The sequence below is a fragment of the Actinophytocola algeriensis genome (assembly GCF_014203735.1).
Classification (GTDB): Bacteria; Actinomycetota; Actinomycetes; order Mycobacteriales; family Pseudonocardiaceae; genus Actinophytocola; species Actinophytocola algeriensis.
Genome location: NZ_JACHJQ010000005.1, coordinates 764,015 through 783,145, shown reverse-complemented (window position 1 = coordinate 783,145; position 19,131 = coordinate 764,015). Strand labels below are relative to the sequence as shown.

The 19,131-nt window shown below is 71.6% G+C and carries 20 protein-coding genes; 8 read left to right on the top strand and 12 right to left on the bottom strand.

The window, feature by feature from the left end; all coding sequences use genetic code 11:
* Positions 1-31: 31 nt before the first annotated feature.
* The 4 genes from FHR82_RS26315 (at position 32) to FHR82_RS26300 (ending at position 3,541) form a co-directional block, all read left to right on the top strand.
* Positions 32-1,054 (top strand): lycopene cyclase family protein, encoded by a 1,023-nt coding sequence (locus FHR82_RS26315; protein WP_184813146.1) that lies wholly within the window; start codon positions 32-34, stop codon positions 1,052-1,054.
* Positions 1,051-1,371: a hypothetical protein gene (locus FHR82_RS26310; RefSeq protein ID WP_184813145.1), complete on the top strand. Its 321-nt coding sequence runs from the start codon at positions 1,051-1,053 to the stop codon at positions 1,369-1,371. Before FHR82_RS26315 ends, FHR82_RS26310 begins: the two co-directional genes overlap by 4 nt.
* 120 nt (positions 1,372-1,491) lie before the next feature.
* Positions 1,492-3,141: a GGDEF domain-containing protein gene (locus FHR82_RS26305; protein ID WP_376706449.1), complete on the top strand. Its 1,650-nt coding sequence runs from the start codon at positions 1,492-1,494 to the stop codon at positions 3,139-3,141.
* A 10-nt stretch (positions 3,142-3,151) separates the two neighbouring features.
* A complete protein-coding gene (locus FHR82_RS26300) occupies positions 3,152-3,541 on the top strand; it encodes a MerR family transcriptional regulator (RefSeq protein ID WP_184813143.1) in 390 nt (129 codons plus the stop codon).
* Here FHR82_RS26300 and FHR82_RS26295 read toward each other — a convergent pair.
* Both FHR82_RS26295 and FHR82_RS26290 read right to left on the bottom strand, forming a co-directional pair.
* A complete protein-coding gene (locus tag FHR82_RS26295; RefSeq protein ID WP_184813142.1) occupies positions 3,528-4,184 on the bottom strand; it encodes a response regulator in 657 nt (218 codons plus the stop codon). The genes FHR82_RS26300 and FHR82_RS26295 overlap by 14 nt on opposite strands.
* Positions 4,181-5,434, bottom strand: a complete 1,254-nt coding sequence (locus tag FHR82_RS26290) for a sensor histidine kinase (protein WP_311771283.1) — start codon at positions 5,432-5,434, stop codon at positions 4,181-4,183. The genes FHR82_RS26295 and FHR82_RS26290 overlap by 4 nt, the downstream gene beginning before the upstream one ends.
* Positions 5,435-5,551: 117 nt before the next feature.
* Here FHR82_RS26290 and FHR82_RS26285 point away from each other — a divergent pair, with 117 nt between their 5' ends.
* Complete coding sequence (locus tag FHR82_RS26285; protein WP_184813141.1) at positions 5,552-7,078, top strand: hypothetical protein; 1,527 nt, start codon at positions 5,552-5,554, stop codon at positions 7,076-7,078.
* Positions 7,079-7,463: 385 nt separating this feature from the next.
* Here FHR82_RS26285 and FHR82_RS26280 read toward each other — a convergent pair whose 3' ends face one another.
* From FHR82_RS26280 to FHR82_RS26245, 8 genes are read right to left on the bottom strand one after another with little or no spacing between them, the layout of a single operon-like run.
* Complete coding sequence (locus tag FHR82_RS26280) at positions 7,464-7,862, bottom strand: metal-sulfur cluster assembly factor (RefSeq protein ID WP_184813140.1); 399 nt, start codon at positions 7,860-7,862, stop codon at positions 7,464-7,466.
* On the bottom strand, positions 7,859-8,314 hold the full coding sequence (sufU, locus tag FHR82_RS26275) for a Fe-S cluster assembly sulfur transfer protein SufU (protein WP_184813139.1): 456 nt from the start codon (positions 8,312-8,314) through the stop codon (positions 7,859-7,861). Before sufU ends, FHR82_RS26280 begins: the two co-directional genes overlap by 4 nt.
* Entirely contained in the window at positions 8,311-9,567 is a 1,257-nt protein-coding gene (locus tag FHR82_RS26270) for a cysteine desulfurase (RefSeq protein WP_184813138.1), read from the bottom strand. Before FHR82_RS26270 ends, sufU begins: the two co-directional genes overlap by 4 nt.
* 26 nt (positions 9,568-9,593) lie before the next feature.
* Positions 9,594-10,367, bottom strand: a complete 774-nt coding sequence (gene sufC, locus FHR82_RS26265) for a Fe-S cluster assembly ATPase SufC (RefSeq protein ID WP_184813137.1) — start codon at positions 10,365-10,367, stop codon at positions 9,594-9,596.
* A gap of 29 nt (positions 10,368-10,396) precedes the next feature.
* Entirely contained in the window at positions 10,397-10,711 is a 315-nt protein-coding gene (locus FHR82_RS26260) for a non-heme iron oxygenase ferredoxin subunit (RefSeq protein ID WP_184813136.1), read from the bottom strand.
* Complete coding sequence (gene sufD, locus FHR82_RS26255) at positions 10,708-11,865, bottom strand: Fe-S cluster assembly protein SufD (RefSeq protein WP_184813135.1); 1,158 nt, start codon at positions 11,863-11,865, stop codon at positions 10,708-10,710. The genes FHR82_RS26260 and sufD overlap by 4 nt, the downstream gene beginning before the upstream one ends.
* Positions 11,866-13,245: a Fe-S cluster assembly protein SufB gene (sufB, locus tag FHR82_RS26250; RefSeq protein ID WP_446471812.1), complete on the bottom strand. Its 1,380-nt coding sequence runs from the start codon at positions 13,243-13,245 to the stop codon at positions 11,866-11,868.
* A 50-nt stretch (positions 13,246-13,295) separates the two neighbouring features.
* A complete protein-coding gene (locus FHR82_RS26245) occupies positions 13,296-14,075 on the bottom strand; it encodes a helix-turn-helix transcriptional regulator (RefSeq protein WP_311771282.1) in 780 nt (259 codons plus the stop codon).
* Between the two features lie 95 nt (positions 14,076-14,170).
* Here FHR82_RS26245 and mptB point away from each other — a divergent pair, with 95 nt between their 5' ends.
* From mptB to FHR82_RS26230, 3 genes are all read left to right on the top strand, one after another.
* Complete coding sequence (mptB, locus tag FHR82_RS26240) at positions 14,171-15,814, top strand: polyprenol phosphomannose-dependent alpha 1,6 mannosyltransferase MptB (protein ID WP_311771281.1); 1,644 nt, start codon at positions 14,171-14,173, stop codon at positions 15,812-15,814.
* A gap of 10 nt (positions 15,815-15,824) precedes the next feature.
* Entirely contained in the window at positions 15,825-16,748 is a 924-nt protein-coding gene (locus FHR82_RS26235; protein ID WP_184813133.1) for an ABC transporter ATP-binding protein, read from the top strand.
* A 124-nt stretch (positions 16,749-16,872) separates the two neighbouring features.
* Entirely contained in the window at positions 16,873-17,652 is a 780-nt protein-coding gene (locus FHR82_RS26230; RefSeq protein ID WP_184813132.1) for an ABC transporter permease, read from the top strand.
* Positions 17,653-17,659: 7 nt separating this feature from the next.
* Here FHR82_RS26230 and FHR82_RS26225 read toward each other — a convergent pair whose 3' ends face one another.
* Together FHR82_RS26225 and FHR82_RS26220 are read right to left on the bottom strand one after the other, a co-directional pair.
* Positions 17,660-18,223, bottom strand: a complete 564-nt coding sequence (locus FHR82_RS26225) for a cadmium resistance transporter (protein WP_184813131.1) — start codon at positions 18,221-18,223, stop codon at positions 17,660-17,662.
* A 21-nt stretch (positions 18,224-18,244) separates the two neighbouring features.
* Entirely contained in the window at positions 18,245-19,096 is an 852-nt protein-coding gene (locus FHR82_RS26220; RefSeq protein ID WP_184813130.1) for a TIGR03619 family F420-dependent LLM class oxidoreductase, read from the bottom strand.
* Between the last annotated feature and the right edge of the window lie 35 nt (positions 19,097-19,131).

The window sequence follows — 19,131 nt, the reverse complement described above, 5'->3', positions numbered from 1 at the left end:
CGGCCCGGTTCCCGTGTAGTGGGATCGGCCGGTGGGTGACGTGGTCGTGGTGGGTGGCGGGCCGGCGGGGTGGGCGCTCGCGTCGGCGTGCGCGCGGCGCGGACTGGCCGTCACGCTCGTCGCACCAGGGCACGGCTGGCGCGCGACCTACGGGATGTGGGCCGACGAGGTGTCCGTGTTGCCGCCGGGGGCGCGGTGGGTGACCACCCGCGTGCGGGGTGGCGGGCGGTGGCTGCCGCGCGAGTACGCGGTGCTGGACAACGAGTCGGTGCTGACCGCGTGCGCGCATCCCGGCATCGAGGTGGTGCGGGCCCGCGCGACCGCGCTGACCGCCACGTCGGCGACCCTCACCACCGGCGAGGTGCGCCACGGCGTGGTGTTCGACGCGACCGGTGCGCGGCGCGGGGGTGTGGAGCAGACCGCGTACGGGGTGGTCGTCCCCGGACCGCACGACGCCGTCTTCATGGACTGGCGGCAGCCCGCCGACGGCCCGGCCACGTTCCTCTACGCGATCCCGCTGCCCGACGGGCAGGTGCTGCTGGAGGAGACGAGCCTGGCCCGCGACCCCGGTCTCGGGTTCGCGGAGCTGCGGGACCGCCTCCACGCGCGGGTGGGCGCGGTGAGCGGGCCGGTCGAGCGGGTCCGGTTCCCCGTCGACGTCCCACCGCCGTCCGTGTGGGCGCGGGGCGCGATCCCGTTCGGTGCCGCCGCCGGGCTCGTCCACCCGGCCACCGGGTTCTCGGTCGCGGACACGTTCCTGCTCGCGCCCGCGGTCGCCGACACGATCGAGCGAGGTCAGCGGGCGGTGCGGCGTGTCATCTGGCCGTGGCGGGCGCGCCTCGTGTACCGGTTGCGGCTGCGTGGCCTGGCGACCCTGCTGAGCCTCTCCCCCGCCGAGCACGAGGAGTTCTTCGACCTGTTCTTCGCGCTGCCCACCCGCCACCAGCGCGCCTACCTGTCCGGGCGCACGGATCCGGCTGGGACGGCCGCCGCCATGGCCGCGCTGTTCCGCGTCGCCCCAGCTCACCTCCGCCGGAAGATGATCAAGCCATGACACCTGCCAAGCTCCTGACCAAGATCGGGCAAGTCTTCCCCGACGCGGACCCCGCCGACATCCAGCGCCAGCTCGACGGCTACGCCGGGCCGGAGCGGTTGCGGGTCCACCTCGCGATCCTGAAGCTCTGCGACGAGGACCGCCGCGACTCACCCCTGCACTACGTCGATACCGCGTGCCAGGACCACCGCGACGTGCTCATGTGGGCCGAGTCGCCGCAGCAGCTGAGACCGGACTGGTTCTCACTCTCGGTGACCGACCGTGCGAAGGTGGTGAAAGCGGACCGGCAGCAGTACGCGCGCTGGTTGGCGAGGTAGCGGGCACTCGGATCGCCTCCGGTTCCACCGATCCGGTGATGTGGCACCCACCGACATGAACACTGGGTGACATGAGCTGACCAAGCCGGGCCGGATGACGAGGATGGGGCCGTGGCCCCCGTGCCGGGAGTTTCCTACGCCTTCCAGCCCATGCTGTCGACACGCACGGGACGGTTGCTCGCACTCGAAGCCCTGGCCCGCCCGGAGCACGGCACCGTGCACGACGTGCTGCGCGACGCCGCCCGTGCGGACCGGCTCGTCGAGGTCGACGCCGCACTCGCGGCCGGGGCGGTCCGGGCGGCGACCACGGCCGAGGTGCCGCTGCACGTGAACGTCCTCGCGAAGACCGCGACCCGGCCGGACGAGCTGCTCGACCCGCTGCTCCCCGCGCTGCGCGCCACCGGGCGCCAGCCGGCCGACGTGACCGTCGAGGTCACCCCGCCGTTCGGCGGCCTGTCCCGCGATGCGCTGCTCGACGGGCTGAAGGCGTTGCGGCAGCAGGGTTTTCGCGTCGCGTTCGACGGCGCGGGCGACGGCGACCTGCCGCTGTCGATCGTCGCGGACGCGCTGCCGGACATGGTGAAGCTCGACGCGTACCTCCTGGCGGGCGTACCGGACAACCCGGCCGTGGTGGCGCTGATCGAGGCGCTCGGCCACCTCGCGAGCCGCACCGGCATCCGGCTCGCCGCGGTCGGGGTCGAGTCGGAGGACCAGCTCGCCGTGCTCAGCAGGCTGGGTGTGCCGGTGGCGCAGGGGAACCTGATGGCGGCGGCACAGCACGGCACACCGGCCTACGTGACCCCGGAGGTCACCCGGCTGGACGGGCTGCCGGTCGGTCCCGGCGGACCGCTGGTCGCCGACCTGGTCCACCCGGCGGTGACGCTGCCCGAGTCGGCGACCTCCGAGGAGGTCCGGCAGGTGTTCGTCGACTCGCCCGAGGTCAGCGGTGTGGTGCTGATCGACTCCGGGGGCCGGCCGAGGTGGACGCTGTCCCGCAACCGGTTCCTGCTCGCCGTCACCGGACCGTACGGACACGCGCTGCACGCGAGCAGGCCCGCGGCCCGGCACGCGGACGCGCCGCGCACCATCCGCGCGGACGCCTCGAGCATCCAGCTGCTGGAGGCGGCAGGCGAGACCGAGGGTTCCCGCGCCGGCGACGACGTGGTCGTGGTCGACCCGGTCGGGCGGTGCGCCGGGATCGTCCGGCTCACCGAGGTGATGCGCGGGGTCGCGGAGGCGAAGGTCGAGCAGGCGGTCGCCCTCAACCCGCTCACGCGACTGCCCGGCACCGGCGAGGTGACCCGCGAGCTCGACCGGCGCATCGAACGCGCGGAGATGTTCGTCGTGAGCTGGCTCGACGTGGACAGGTTCAAGACCGTCAACGACACGAAGGGGTTCGCGGCGGGCGACGACCTGATCCGCGCGCTGGGCCGCGCGCTGTCGGACCTGGCCGCGAGGCTGGCTGGCACCCGGGTCGCGCACGTCGGCGGCGACGACTTCCTCGTGGTCACCGACGTCGACGAGGTCGGCACGCTCGCCACCGAGGTCGTGGACCGCGCGTGGCGGGTGGACGACACGACGGTGACCGTGTCGCTCGCGTCGCTGGTGTGCGCGGTCGGCTCGGTCGGGTCCCACCGGGACGCGTCGCGGCTGCTGGCGCCGCTCAAGCAGCGGGCGAAGGCGGTGCCGAGGTCGAGCTGGGTGCTCGGACGGCCCGGCTCCGACCGCGTCGACGTGCTTCGCGGTCGCGATCACGCCGTCGGCGCCTAGGATCGACCCCATGCAGCGCTACTCACCGGGTCAGGTCGCCGAGCAGACCGGGTTCAGCCTTGACACCCTGCGCTACTACGAGCGGATCGGCCTGCTCGACGACATCGCGCGCAACTCGGGCGGACAGCGGGTGTTCACCGAGGGGGACGTGGCGTGGCTGCGGATCCTGCGCTGCCTGCGCGACACGGGCATGCCGATCCAGCGGATGGTGCGGTACGCCGAGCTGGCGCGCGGCGGGGACGAGACCGTCGCGGAGCGGCTCGAGGTGCTGCGCGAGCACGACCGGGACATCGACGAGAAGATCGCGCACCTGCGGGTGGAGCAGGAACACATCCGCGCGAAGATCGGCTACTACCAGCGGGAGCTGGACGCGCGGACGGAAACCGTCAGCCAGGCGTGACGAACCCGGTCTCGTAGGCGAGGATCACCGCCTGGGTGCGGTCGCGCGCACCCAGTTTCGCGAGCACGTTCCCCACGTGCGTCTTCACGGTCTGCACGCTGACGAACAGCCGCTCCGAGATCTCCACGTTGGACAGCCCGGTCGCCATCAGGCGCAGCACCTCGGCCTCGCGGTCGGTGAGCCCGGTGTGCGACAGCCCTTTCGCCCGCCCGCCGCCGTGCGCCGCGGCGAGCGCCCGGATCGCGGACGGGAACAGCAGCGACTCCCCGCTGACGACCATCCGGATGGCACGCACGATGTCCTCGGGCCGGGTCCGCTTGAGCAGGAACCCGCTGGCACCGGCGCGGAGCGCGTCGTAGACGTAGTCGTCGTTCTCGAACGTCGTGACGACGAGGATCTTCGGCGGTTCGGTCACGGTCTCGAGGATGTGCTTGCTGGCCTGGATGCCGTCGACGGCGGGCATGCGCACGTCCATCAGCACGACGTCCGGGCGCAGCTTCACCACCAGCGGCAGGACCTCGGCACCGTCCCCCGCCTCGCCGACGACGGTCAGGTCGGGTTCCGCGTTGATGATCGCCCGCAGTCCGGCCCGGATGAGCTCCTCGTCGTCGACGAGCATCACCGTCGTCTTGCCGTCCGTCATTCGCGCACCGTCCTCAGTGGAATTCTTACCTGCACGAGCCAGCGCCCCTGATCGGGCCCGGCGGTCATCTGTCCACGCAGGACCCGCACGCGGTCGCGCATGCCGGACAGGCCGTGCCCGCCACCCGCCCTCGGCTTGGTCCCGTGTTCGTGGATGGGGTTGGAGAGGTCGAGCTCGAGCCGGTCGTCGGCGGCGGAGAGCCGCAGCTCGACGGGCACCTTGCCCGCGTGCCGCAGGACGTTCGTGAGTCCCTCCTGGACGATCCGGTACGCCTCGCGGGACACCGCGGGCGGCACCCCGTCGAGTGATCCCTCCACGGTGGACTCGACGGTGACACCGGCGATCCTGGTCTGTTCCAGGAGGTTCGGCAGGTTCGCGAGCGTCCACTGCGGACGCGCGGCGGACTGGCCCTCGCGCAGCAGCCCGAGCACGTGGTCGAGGTCGGCGAGCGCCGCGCGGGCCGACTCCTCGATGGCCGACAGGGCGGTGCGCGCGAACTCGGGGTCGCTGTCGAGGACCCGGCCCGCGGCGCTGGCCTGGATGGTGACGACGGACAGCGCGTGCCCGACCGAGTCGTGCAGCTCGCGCGCGAGCCGGTTGCGTTCGGCCAGCTGCTCGGTGCGCTGCTCCAGCTCGGCGAGCCGCTCGGCGGCGGTGGGCCCGAGCAGGAAGGGCGCGGCACGGGTGGCGAGCACGGCCGCCCCGACGACGAGGTGGACGAGCACGAGCAACGCGGCCAGCCCGGCGAGCGGCACCCAGACCCCCGCCCACCCGCGCGGTGTCCCGATGGCCAGGCCGAGGATGTCGACCTGCCCGAGGAACGGCGCGAAGAACGTGAGGACCACGGCCGGCGGCACGGTGAGGGTGAGGACCGAGAGCACCCCGCCGACCAGCAGGTGGATGACGAACCAGCCCGCGAACCGCGCTCGCGACGTCCACGACAGGGAGACCCGGGTGGCCTGCTCGGGCACGCCGTCACCGAGCAGCTCCAGGGCGGCGGTCCCCTCGATGACCCGCACGGCGGGGATGAGCGACATGAGCACCATGACCCCGACGACCAGCACCAGCGACAACGCGACGACCAGCAGGGTCTGGTCCTGGAAGGCGGCCGGCATCAGCGAGGGCAACACCATGCCCACGATCAGCATGAACGGCACCAGCACGGCACCGCCCAGGATCAGGAACACCCATCGCCGGTAGGTCGACGGGCGGACCACCGGGCCAAGCACCACGTCGAGAACAGCCGTCACGGTGACGATCCTGGCAGACCGGCCCGCGCCGGCCCTCCCCCACACGACCGGCGGAGATCACTCGCAGGAGGGAGCCAGGACGCTACGCTGCACTACGGTCCGCAGAACGAGGCGAGGATGACTGACGAACAGGACGGGCAGCCACACCGGCCACCCATCGACGGCCCCACGGTGATGGGCCCGTCGACCGGCCACCTCCACGGCCCCGCCCCGGAAGAGCCCACTCTCCCCGCCACCCCGCCGGACGAACCCACGCTTGCCGACCCGGCTCCACCCCCGTCCCGGCCCGACGGTCAGGCGACCACCCCGGCGGATGACGCCACGCTCGCGGAGCCCGCTCCGCGAGACGAGGCCACCATCGCCGACCCCAGGCCCTGGCCCAGCGCCCAAGATGGCGCCACTCCGGTGGCTGCCGCCGCTCCCACTCCACCGCCCTCGACGTGGTCGAGCGACCCGCCCGCCGCTCCGCGCGACGAGCCCGGGCCGACCGTGCCCTGGCCCGACCAACCCCCGCCCGCCGACCTCACAGTCGCCGATGCCACAGTCGCCGAAGTCACGGTCGCCGAGCCCGCACCGGTCGCGAACCGGTCCGACGCCTCGGCGGACGACGTCACTCTCGCCGTGTCGCGCCCGGTCTGGCCCGACGACCAGTCGGTCGCCACCCCGGTCGACGAGACCACCCTCCCCGAGGCCGCCCCCGACGGCCCGACCATGGCCGTCGTCGACGAGTCGCCCACCACCACCGGGCCCACGGTGGCGAGCTGGCCCCTCGACGAGCTGCTCCCACCCCCGCCCACCGACCTCGTCTGGCGTCCCGACACCCCCGAGCCCCCGCCACCGGCCCGCCGCCCGGCCTACTACATCGCGCTCGGCGCGGCCGTGGTCCTCGTCGTCGCGTTGATCGCGGCCGCGGCGCTCGCCACCGTCGTGCGGCCGACCCGGGAGGTCGCGGGTACGGCCAAACCCACCCAGGCCATCCCCGACATCACCGGTAGCGCGCCACCGACCTCCGCGCCGACCGAGCAGCCACAGGAAAGCCCGGCCGACCACCCGCTCTCGACGTCCACCGCCCGGATGGCCGACGCGACCTGCGCCCTCCCCCGGTTCGACCTGGCCGACGACCGGCAGGCCGCCTTCTACGCCGCCGCCAAGACCTGTGCCGACAGCGCCTGGCGCGGGGTGCTCGACGAGGCCGGGCTGCGAGCCACCATCGAGGTCGTCACCGTCACCGGTCCCGTGCAGACCCGGTCGTGCGGGGAGATCACGCCGGACCGCCCATCGACCCAGTGCGACGGGACCGTCTACATGACACCCGCGCACCTGCGCGACACCGAGCAGAACGGCCGCTACCCCGGCCGCTACTTCGGGGTGCTCCTCCGCGAGTACGCCCGCGCGCTCCAGTTCGCGACCGGGCTGTCCGAACTGGCCGCCACCACCGACGACGCCGAGGCCAAGCTCGCGCAACAGGCCACCTGCATGGCGGGCATCGCGAGTGGTGCGATGGCGAACCGGGGCGCGGTCGACGCGAACATCACCGGTGAGATCAGCGACCGGCTGACCTCTGTGGACGCGCCACCGGACGCGAAAGCCATGCTGGACAAGGGTTTTCAGGAACGGACACTCAAGTCCTGCGACACCTGGTGAGCGTCACGGCCGCCGCGGCGGCACCAGCACGTTCGCGCGCCGGGGTGGGATCCTGGCCTCGCACGTGCGCGGCCAACCGGGGAACGCACGGTCGAGGAGCCCGTCGATGTCCGGTCTCGGCATGAACCGGACCGTGGCGTCGCCCGACACCCACCGGTCCGCGCAGCACCGGGCAGGACGCGGCGCAACGCCGCCGCCATCGCGCCGTCACCGCAGCCGATCTCCAGTATCCGCACGGCATCCGGCACCAGCGAGCCGATCGTGACCGCGAGGCTGGCGAGATCGATGAACGCGTCGCGGTACGTCCGGTGACCGTTTCGTGACATGCGAAAGCCGCGCCGGACAACGTCCAGCGCGGCTTTCGTCGCGGAACCAGATGACAGAACTAGATGGTGAAGCCGAGTGCCCGCAGCTGCTCGCGGCCGTCGTCGGTGATCTTCTCCGGGCCCCACGGCGGCATCCAGACCCAGTTGATCCGGAAGTCGCCGACGAGGCCGCCGCCGGGGCCCGCGGTCAACGCGGCCCGGGTCTGGTCCTCGATCACGTCGGTCAGCGGGCACGCCGCGGACGTCAGCGTCATGTCGATCGTCGCGGTGTTGTCGTCCTCGACGCGGATGTCGTACACGAGGCCGAGGTCGACGACGTTGATGCCCAGCTCGGGGTCGACGACGTCGCGCATGGCCTCCTCGAGGTCCTCGATCGCGGCCACGTCCGCGGTCGGCGCCGGCGGTTCGGGCAACGACCCGACGCCGCGCTCGACCTCGGCTTCTTCGGTGTTGCTCATGCTGTTCCTCCGTTCGCCCTGGCCACCGCGTCCTTGAACGCCATCCACCCGAGCAGCGCGCACTTCACGCGTGCCGGGTACTTCGCGACGCCCGCGAACGCGACGCCGTCCTCGAGCACGTCCTCGTCCGGTTCGATCTTGCCCCGGCTCTGCACCATCTCGACGAACGCGTCCATGGTCGTCATGGCCTCGTCGACGGTGCGGCCGGTGACCAGGTCGGTCAGCACCGACGTGGACGCCTGGCTGATCGAGCAGCCCTGGCCCTCGTAGGACACGTCGGTAACCTTGGCCTCGCCGTTGCTGCCCGTGACCGCCACGCGCAGCGTCACCTCGTCGCCGCAGGTCGGGTTGACCTGGAACGACTCGGCGTCGTACGGCTCGCGCAGGCCGCGGCCGTGCGGGTTCTTGTAGTGGTCCAGGATGATCTCCTGGTACATGGACTCGAGGTTCATCCGAAGACCTTCTTCACCTGCGCCAGACCCTTGACCAACGCGTCCGCCTCAGCGGTCGTGTTGTACAGGTAGAACGACGCTCTGGTGGTCGCCGGAATTCCGTACCGCACCACGGCGGGCCGCGCGCAGTGGTGTCCGACGCGCACGGCGATGCCCTGCTCGTCCAGCACCTGGCCCACGTCGTGCGGGTGGATCCCGGCGTACGTGAACGACACCTCCGCGACCCGGTCCTCGGCGGTCGCCGGACCGATGATCCGCACACCGTCCACGGCGGACAGCGCGTCGAGCACGTAGGTGGTCAGCTCGTGCTCGTGTGCGGCGATGCGGTCCATGCCGACGGCCGTCAGGTAGTCCACGGCCGCACCGAGCCCGACCGCCTCGGCGATCGGCGGGGTGCCGGCCTCGAACTTGTGCGGCGGCTGCGCGAAGGTCGACCGCTCCATGGTGACGACCTCGATCATCTCGCCGCCACCGAGGAACGGCGGCAGCTCCTGGAGCAGCGGCAACCGTCCCCACAGGACACCGATGCCGGTCGGGCCGAGCATCTTGTGACCGGTGAAGGCCACGAAGTCGGCGCCGAGCGCGGCCACGTCGAGCGGCATGTGCGGCGCCGACTGCGACGCGTCCACCAGCACCAGCGCGCCGACCTCACGGGCCCGCTTGACGACCTTCTCGACCGGGTTGATGGTGCCGAGCAGGTTCGACACGTGCACCATCGACACGATCTTCGTCCGCTCGGTGATCACCGAGTCCAGTGTGGACAGGTCGAGGCGGCCGTCGTCGGTGATCTGGAACCACTTGACCGTCGCGCCGGTCCGTTCGGCGAGCATGTGCCACGGCACGATGTTGCTGTGGTGCTCCATCTCGGTGATGACGATCTCGTCACCGGGACCGATGCGGTAGCCGGGGCCCGCCTCGCCGAGCACGCGGGCGATCAGGTTCATCGCCTCGGACGAGTTCTTGGTGAAGATGACCTCGTCGCGGCTCGGCGCGCCGATGAACTCGGCGACCTTGTCACGCGCGCCCTCGTACAGCGCGGTGGCCTCCTCGGCAAGCGTGTGGATGCCGCGGTGCACGTTGGCGTTGTGCTTCTCGTAGTAGTCGACGATCGCGTCGAGCACCTGGCGCGGCTTCTGCGACGTCGCCGCGTTGTCCAGGTACACCAGCGGCTTGTCGCCGTGCACCAGCCTGGACAGGATCGGGAAGTCCTTGCGGATCGTCTCGACGTCGAGGGATGCGGCTGTGGTGGTCATCCGGGAACCTCGTCTCGTGGGGCAGGTCAGCCGATCGCGGCCGGCTCCTGCTTGCCGGTGAACCGGACGTAGCCGTGCTCCTCGAGCTGGTCGGCCAGTTCCGCGCCGCCCGACTCGACGATCCGCCCGCCGCTGAACACGTGGACGAAGTCCGGCGTGATGTGGCGCAGGATGCGGGTGTAGTGGGTGATCAGCATGATGCCGACCTCGCCACCGGCCTTGACGCGGTTGATGCCCTCGGACACGACACGCAGCGCGTCGACGTCCAGGCCGGAGTCGGTCTCGTCGAGGATCGCGATCTTCGGCGCGAGCAGCGCGAGCTGCAGGATCTCGTGGCGCTTCTTCTCACCGCCGGAGAAGCCCTCGTTCACCGAGCGCTCGGCGAAGGCCGGGTCGATGTCCAGGTCGGCCATGGCCTCCTTGACCTCCTTGACCCAGTGGCGCAGCTTGGGGGCCTCGCCACGGACCGCGGTCGCCGCGGTGCGCAGGAAGTTCGACATGGACACGCCGGGGACCTCGACCGGGTACTGCATGGCGAGGAACAGGCCCGCGCGGGCGCGCTCGTCGACGGACAGCGCCAGCACGTCCTCGCCGTCCAGCAGCACCTCGCCGCCCGTCACCTCGTACTTGGGGTGCCCGGCGATGGCGTAGGACAGGGTGGACTTGCCGGACCCGTTCGGGCCCATGATCGCGTGCGTCTCGCCCGAGTTGATCGTCAGGTTGACCCCGGACAGGATCTCCTTGGCGGTCTCGTCGGTGTTGACCGAGACGTGCAGATCCTTGATCTCCAGCGTGGCCATCTCTTGTGCTTTCTCCTTGGTGTTACAAGTCAGTTCGTGGTGGTGGTGACGTCGACGTACACGTCACCGTCACGGATCTCGACGCCGAACACGTCGACCGGCTCGGTGGCGGGCAGTGACGACGGTTGTCCGGTGCGCAGGTCGAAGCAGGAGCCGTGCAGCCAGCACTCGATGCCCTTGCGGGTCACCTCGCCCTCGGACAATGAGAGCGTGGCGTGGCTGCACTCGTCCCGCAGCGCGTGCACGATGTCCCCCTGGCGGACGAGCACCACCTCGACGTCGTCGATCTCGACGCCGAATGGCTTCCCGTCATCCAGTTCGGACAGCGAACACGCGCGGGTCATACCCCGACCGCCTCGAGCTCCGCCTCGATCGCGGCTTCCAGGCGCTCCCGGATCTCCGGCACGGCGATCTTCATCAGCAGCTCGTGGAAGAACCCGCGGACGACGAGCCTGCGCGCGACGCCCTCGGGGATGCCGCGGGCCTGCAGGTAGAACAGCTGCTCGTCGTCGAACCGGCCGGTGGCGCTGGCGTGGCCGGCACCGGCGATCTCGCCGGTCTCGATCTCCAGGTTCGGCACCGAGTCGGCGCGCGCACCCTCGGTGAGCACCAGGTTCCGGTTCAGCTCGAAGGTCTCGGTGCCCTCGGCCGCCGCGCGGATCAGCACGTCGCCGATCCAGACGGTGCGTGCGTCCTTGCCCTGCAACGCGCCCTTGTAGACCACGTTGGACTTGCAGTTGGGCTGCGCGTGGTCGGCGAAGGTCCGCAGCTCGATGTGCTGCCCGCTGTCGGCGAAGTAGAGACCGTTCAGCTCGGCGTCGCCGCCGGGGCCCGCGTAGACCACGGTCGGGCTGACGCGCACCAGGTCGCCGCCGAGTGCGATCAGGTGGTGCCGCAGCGTCGCGTCGCGGCCGAGCTTCGCGTGGTGCGCCGAGACCTGCACCGCGTCGTCGGCCCAGTCGTGCACGCTGACCACGGTGAGCTTGGCGCCGTCACCGACGACGATCTCCACGTTGTCGGCGACCGTGCCGCTGCCGCGGTGGTCGATCACCACGACGGCCTCGGCGAACTGCTCGGCGCGGATCTGCAGGTGCCCGTAGGCCACCTGGCCCTCGCCGGGCCCGGTGACGGTCACGGTGGTGACGGCGGCCTGGGTCTCCTTCGGCACGGTGATGACCGTGGCCTGCTCGAAGGAGCTGTAGGCCTGCGCCGCGATCCGGTCGGCCGGGGTACCGCCCTGGCCGAGCCGGGAGTCGTCGCGGCCGACGGTCTCGACCCGCACGTCCAGACCGTCGACCTCGACAGAAAGCTCACCGTTCGCGACCGCGGAACCGTCGTGCAGGCCGCGAAGCCGCTTCGTCGGCGTGAAGCGCCAGATCTCCTCGCGCCCACTCGGGACCTCGAACGCGGCCACGTCGAAGGACGCGAACTGCTCGGCCCGGGACGAGGCGGGGACCACCGCCCCGTGCGAGTGCGGTGTCTGTGTTGCCTGGCTCATCTATCCGACGGCCCCTTCCATCTGCAGCTCGATGAGCCGGTTCAGTTCCAGTGCGTACTCCATGGGCAGCTCACGGGCGATCGGCTCGACGAAGCCACGCACGACCATCGCCATCGCCTCGTCCTCGGTGAGGCCGCGGGACATCAGGTAGAACAGCTGGTCCTCGCTGACCTTCGAGACGGTCGCCTCGTGGCCCATGGACACGTCGTCGTTGCGGATGTCCACGTACGGGTAGGTGTCGGACCGGCTGATCTGGTCGACCAGCAGCGCGTCGCACTTCACCGTGGACTTCGAGTGGTGGGCCCGCTTGGCCACCTTGACCAGGCCTCGGTAGGAGGTCCGGCCGCCGCCGCGCGCCACCGACTTCGACACGATCGTCGAGGAGGTGTGCGGCGCGAGGTGCTCCATCTTGGCGCCCGCGTCCTGGTGCTGGCCCTCGCCCGCGAACGCGATCGAGAGGACCTCACCCTTGGCGTGCTCGCCCATGAGGAACACCGACGGGTACTTCATGGTGACCTTGGAGCCGATGTTGCCGTCGATCCACTCCATGGTCGCGCCCTCTTCTGCCTTGGCGCGCTTGGTGACCAGGTTGTAGACGTTGTTCGACCAGTTCTGGATGGTCGTGTAGCGGCACCGGCCACCCTTCTTCACGATGATCTCGACCACGGCCGAGTGCAGCGAGTCCGACGAGTAGATCGGCGCGGTGCAGCCCTCGACGTAGTGCACGTAGGCACCCTCGTCGACGATGATCAGCGTGCGCTCGAACTGGCCCATGTTCTCGGTGTTGATCCGGAAGTAGGCCTGCAGCGGGATCTCGACGTGCACACCCTTCGGCACGTAGATGAACGAGCCACCCGACCACACCGCGCCGTTGAGCGCGGAGAACTTGTTGTCACCGTGCGGGATGACCGAGCCGTAGTACTCCTCGAACAGCTCCGGGTGCTCCTTGAGCGCGGTGTCCGTGTCGAGGAAGATCACGCCCTGCTTCTCGAGCTCCTCGTTGATCTTGTGATAGACCACCTCGGACTCGTACTGGGCGGCGACACCGGACACCAGGCGGGCCTTCTCGGCCTCCGGGATGCCCAGCTTGTCGTAGGTGTTCTTGATGTCCTCTGGCAGGTCCTCCCAGCTGGCGGCCTGCTTCTCGGTGGAGCGCACGAAGTACTTGATGTTGTCGAAGTCGATGCCCGACAGGTCCGCGCCCCAGTTCGGCATGGGCTTGCGGTCGAAGAGGTGCAGTCCCTTGAGCCGGGACTCCAGCATCCACTCGGGCTCGCCCTTCTTGGCCGAGATGTCCCGGACGACGGCCTCGGAGAGGCCACGCTGGGCGCTGGCACCAGCGACGTCGGAGTCGGCCCAGCCGAACTCGTAGTTGCCCATAGCCGCCAGGGTTTCGCCCTGGGCCTGTAGGCGCTGCTCGGCAGCGGTGGTCATGAAGGCGTCCCTTCGGTTGTGGTGGGAGCGTTGTTCGTGGAGCTTGCGGAGCGAACATCAGACACAGTCGTGGAGCTTGCGGAGCGAACATCGGGTACAGCCGCGCCCGGCCCAGGTGGTTCGGCGCCACCGAGCGGTACGTGTGTGGTGCACGCGGCGTCACCGCGCGCGATGGTGGAGAGCCGCTGCACGTGGGTGCCGAGGAGTTCGGCGAACGCCGCCGTCTCGACCTCGCACAGCTCAGGGAACTCCGCCGCGACGTGCGCGACCGGGCAGTGGTGCTGGCACAGCTGCTCCCCTGCCCCGACGCGCCGTGTCGACGCAGCGTAACCCTCCCTGGTGAGGGCATCCGCGAGGGCCTTCGCGCGGTCGGCGGGGCCCTGCTCGCCGAGCACCTCGTCCCGGTGCCTGCCGACCATGGCGGCCACCCGGCGCTCCGCGAACTCGCGCACCGCGTCCTCCCCTGCCGACTCCGCGACGAAGCGGATGGCGGCGATGGCGAGGTCGTCGTACGCGTGCCCGAACCGGGCACGCCCGGCCTCGGTCAGGAGCCACAGCTTCGCGGGCCGCCCACGACCGCGCCTGCCGATGGTGGGAGCATCACGCATGCCCGCCTCACCGTCGGCGACCAGGCAGTCGAGGTGCCTGCGGACCGCGGCCGGGCTCAGCCCGAGCGTCTCCGCGACGGCCGCCGCGGTGATCGGTCCCCGTTCCAGCAGCAACCGCGCCACACCATGCCTGGTGCGGCCCTCGGAGAGCTGCTGGTCGTTTTTCACAACACCAGTGTGTCTTATTTCCCGGACGTGGGCAAAGCGGGCCCGCCGTGAGGTGATCGGAGTCACGGGACACCCCGACCGATACGCTTCCGCACGTGGCGGTGGGTGACGTGACGCAGGCAGACGTGGACGGGCAGCCGTCCACGTCTGTTGTTTCGTCCGCGTCCTCCACCGCGCCTCTGGACTCGCGCGAGCGAAGGCAGCTCGACGTCATCCGCCGGTTCGGCACGGTCGGCGCGCTGCTGCTGGCCGTCGGCTCGCTGGGCGCGGGTGCCGCGCCGGTGAACAACCCCGTCTGGGGCCTGCCGGTGTTCGGCCTCTTCAGCCGCATGACGACGGTGTCGCTCGCGATCGCGTTCGCGGGCGTGTTCATGATCGTGCTCGCGTGGCTGGGGCTCGGACGGCTGGCGCTGCCCGGCCGCGCGCGGATGGTGTCGCTGCCGCAGATGGCCCGCACGCTGGTCATGTGGACCGCGCCGCTGGTGCTCACCGTCCCGATGTTCAGCAAGGACGTCTACAGCTACCTCGCGCAGAGCGAGATCGCCGCGCGCGGCGAGGACCCGTACACCGTCGGCCCTGCCGACGCGCTCGGCTACGACGACATCCTCACCAAGAACGTGCCGACCATGTGGCGGGAGACGCCGTCCCCGTACGGCCCGTTGTTCCTGGTCATCGGCCGCGGGATCACCTGGCTCACCGGTGACCACGTGGTCATGGGCGTCGCGTTCCACCGGCTGCTCGCGCTGTTCGGGTTCGCGATGATCGTGTGGGCGCTCCCCCGCCTCGCGCGGCGGTTCGGCATCAACCCGGTGAGCGCCCTGTGGCTCGGCGCGGCGAACCCGCTGGTCCTGTTCCACCTGGTCGTCGGCGTGCACAACGAGGCACTCGCCATCGGGCTCATGCTGGTCGGCATCGAGCTGGGCCTGCGGCGCATGCCGCGCTGCGGGCCGGGCGGGCCGTATCCGCCGTGGCAGCCGGGCGAGCTGCTCTGGTACGGCATCGGCGCCGTCGTCATCACGCTGGGCGCGGTCGTGAAGATCCCGGCCGCGCTGGCGCTGGGGTTCCTCGGGGTGATGATCGCGCGGCGGTGGGGTGGCCGGTGGAAACACCTGTTCATCACGGCTGGCGCACTCCTGGTGATCTTCCTGGCCGTCGTGGCGCTCACGTCGATCGGCAGCGGCCTTGGCTTCGGCTGGGCCACGACGCTGAACACCGCCAACACGATCAAGAGCTGGATGGCGCCCATGACCGCGCTGGGCTTCGGCGCGGGCGGGCTCGGGATCATCCTCGGACTGGGCAACCACATCGACGCGGCGATCACCGTGAGCCGCATGGTCGGCACGCTGCTCGGCCCATTGCTGGCGGCGAAGCTGCTGCTGGACAGCTTCCGCTGGCGGCTGCGGCCGATGATCGGCCTCGGCGCCGCGATGGGCGCGGTCCTCGTCCTCGGCGCGACCGTCCAGCCGTGGTACCTGCTGTGGGCGGCGATCCCGCTGGCCTCCGCGGCGGGCAACACCCGGTTCCGTACCGCGGCCACGGCCATCAGCGCGGCGTTCGCGGTGGCGCTGCCGCCGACCGGCAACACGTTCGACGGCCGCACCTACCAGCTGCCCTACGCCTACCTGGCGGCGGCGATCGTCGTGGCGGTGGCGCTGTTCGTCGTGCGCAAGCACATCCCGACCCGGCCACGACGGAAGGCGCCAGCCCCGGTCGAGACCCCCGCCGGACGCACGCAATAGCCTTACCGGCGTGAGTGAGTCAGCGGTCGAGGTGTCGGGGCTGGTCAAGCGCTTCGGCGCGACGACCGCCGTCGACGGGCTGAGCCTGCGGTTGGCCCGTGGGCAGGTGCTCGCGCTGCTGGGCCCCAACGGTGCCGGCAAGACCACGACCGTCGAGATCTGTGAGGGTTTCCAGCGCCGCGACGGTGGTGCGGTCCGAGTGCTGGGCCTCGACCCGGCGACCGACCACGAACGGCTGCGGCCGCGCATCGGCGTGATGCCGCAGGGCGGTGGGGCGTACCCGGGTGTGCGGGCGGAGGAGATGCTCGCGCTCGTCGCGGCGTGCGCGGCCGACCCGATCGACCCGGCCTGGCTGATCGACGTGCTCGGGCTCGGCTCGGCGCGGCGCACCCCGTACAAGCGGCTCTCCGGTGGGCAGCAGCAGCGGCTGTCGCTCGCGTGCGCGCTCGTCGGCAGGCCCGAGCTGGTGTTCCTCGACGAGCCGACGGCCGGGCTGGACCCGCAGGCGCGGCGGCTGGTGTGGGAGCTCGTGCGGGCGCTGCGCACCGACGGGGTCAGCGTGCTGCTGACCACGCACGTCATGGAGGAGGCCGAGGAGCTGGCCGACCACGTCGTGATCGTCGACCGCGGCCGGGTCGTCGCGGACGGCAGCCCCAGCCAGCTGACCGCCGAGCAGCCGGAGGCGGCGCAGCTGCGCTTCCGCGCGCGGCCGGGCCTGGACCTGTCCGGGCTGTGCACCGCGCTGCCTGCGGACTGCAGGCTCCAGGAGCCGACACCCGGCGCGTACCTGCTGACCGGCCGCGTCGATCCGCAGGTCGTCTCCGCGGTGACCGCGTGGTGCGCGCAGCAGGGAGTGCTGGCCGAGGAGCTGCACGTCGGCAGGCGCAGCCTCGAGGACGTGTTCCTGGAGCTGACCGGGAAGGAACTTCGTTGAGCGGAGCTTGCGGAGCTTGCGGAGCGAATCGTCGACCCACATGCCGGCGGCTCGCCTGCGGAGTGCGCCGGTGGCGCGGAGCCCGCGGAGCGTTCCGGCGCAGCGGAGCGGGCGAGGGGCCGGCATGACGACGACCTTCCCCGCGGGCACGTTCACGCCGGCGCCCGGCCGCGGCCGGGTGGGCCGGATGCTGGTCGTCCACGCGCGCACCGAGGCGATGCTCACCCTGCGCAACAGCGAGCAGATCCTCCTCACGCTGCTGATCCCCGTACTGCTGCTCGTCGGCCTCACGGTCCTCGGCTTCTTCCCCCTGCCCGAGCCCCGCGTGGACTCGGTGGTGCCGAGGGTGTTCGCGCTGGCGGTGATGTCGTCCGCGTTCACCGGGCAGGCGATCGCGCTCGGGTTCGACCGCCGCTACGGCGTGCTCAAGCGGCTCGCCGCGACGGCGCTGCCCCGGTGGCTGCTGGTGTCCGGCCGCACGGTCGCCGGGCTCGTGGTGGTCGCGGTGCAGCTCCTGGTCCTGGGCGTGGTCGCGGCGGTCATGGGCTGGTCACCGGACCCTGTGGGGCTCGCGTGGACCGTGCTGCTGGTGCTCGTCGGCACCCTGTCGTTCGGCGCCCTGGGTGTGCTGCTCGGCGGCGCGCTGAAAGCCGAGGTCGTGCTGGCGCTCGCCAACATCGTGTGGTTCGTGCTGCTGCTGGGTGGCGGCATCGTCGTACCGCCGGACTCGATGCCCGGCGCGCTCGGCGACGTCGTCATGCTGCTCCCGTCCGGCGCACTCACCGACGGCATGCACACCGCGCTCGTCGACGGCGCGGTCCCCGGCTGGCCGGTGTTCGCGGTCCTCGTCGGCTGGGGCGCGGTCGCGGCCCTCGTGGCGACCCGCACGACGAAGCTCTCCTAGGCCCTCGTCACCAGACGCCGAACAGGATCAGCAGGCCAACGGCCACCAGCACCACCGGCAGCACCACGTGGCCCCGGCGCGCCAGCGTGCGCGCCACCACGGGCCTGGTCGCGAGGAACCGGCCGACGGCGCACCACACGCCGACCAGCACCAGGAACACCACGACGTACGCGACGAGACCGGCCGTGCCCGCGACCGCGAACACCGGCACGTAGACACCGATGTTGTCGCCGCCGTTGGCGATCGTCACGGTCGCGACCGCGAGCACGGACGGACCGGGCACCGGGTCCGGTTCGTCACCGTCCCGGCGGGCGCGCCAGACCTGCCACGCGGCGCGCAGCCCCAGGAGCAACGGGACCAGCCCGAGCCACGGCAGCAGCGACTCCGGCAGCAGGCTCGCGCCGAGCGCACCCACGACCGAGACCGCGAGCAGCACCCCGAACCCCAGGTACTGGCCGACGACCACCCGCAACGCGACCCCGCGCGCGAAGAACAGGGCGAGCAGCACGAGGTCGTCGACGTTGGTGACGGCGAACATGCCGACCGCCTGCCCGACGAACCCCCAGTGCACGGGCAGACCCAACCACAGGTCTCACCCGAGGCCGAACCGGGACGCGAACGCCGACATCTCTGCGCGCTGCGCCGCGGGGTCGTCTGCGGTGGCGCTCACCACCAGCCTGGTCACGCCCTGCTCGGCGTACGCCTCGACCGACGCCACCCGCAGGTCCATCGACGCCCACCGCGTGTACTCGAGCGCGGCCGGGTCGCGGCCGGCCGCCGTCGCCGCGGCCCGTGCCACGTCGAGCTGCCGGGCCCGTTCGTCCGGGGTCAGCGCGCCGCCGGGGAACCAGCCGTCGCCGCGTGCCCCGGCCCGCCGGGCGGCCGCCGCGCTCGAGCCGCCGACGTGGACCGGCAGCGGGCCGCCGACCGGCTGGGGGAAGCTGCACAGGTCGTCGAACGGGAAGAACTCGCCGTCGTGGCTCACCCCGTCCGCGCCGCCGGACCACAGCAGGCGCAGCACGTCGATCGCCTCGTCGGCGCGGCGGCCGCGGCTCGCGAAGTCCACGCCCACCGCCCGCGCCTCCCCCGGCAGCGCCCCGACGCCGACCGTGAGCAGCCGCAGCCTGCCGTTCGACAGCACGTCCACGGTCGCGAGGCGCTTCGCCAGCGTCACCGGGTGGTGGTACGGCAGGAGCAACACAGCTGTACCGAGCAGCAGCCGGGACGTGGCCGCCGCGACGAACGCCAGCGCGTCGAGGGGGTCCAGGAAGGGCGTCGCCGGCGGCAGCGTGAACGTGCCGAGGGACATGCCGGGGTGCAGCACGACGTGCTCCGGCAGGTACAGGCCCTCGAACCCGCACTCCTCCGCGTGCCGCGCGTACGCGACGAGCCGGGCGGGGTCGGCGCCGTGGTGGGCCGGCTGGTAGCTGATCGCGAATCGCACGACGCGGGACGCTAGACGTTGCCGCCGGGGGCAGG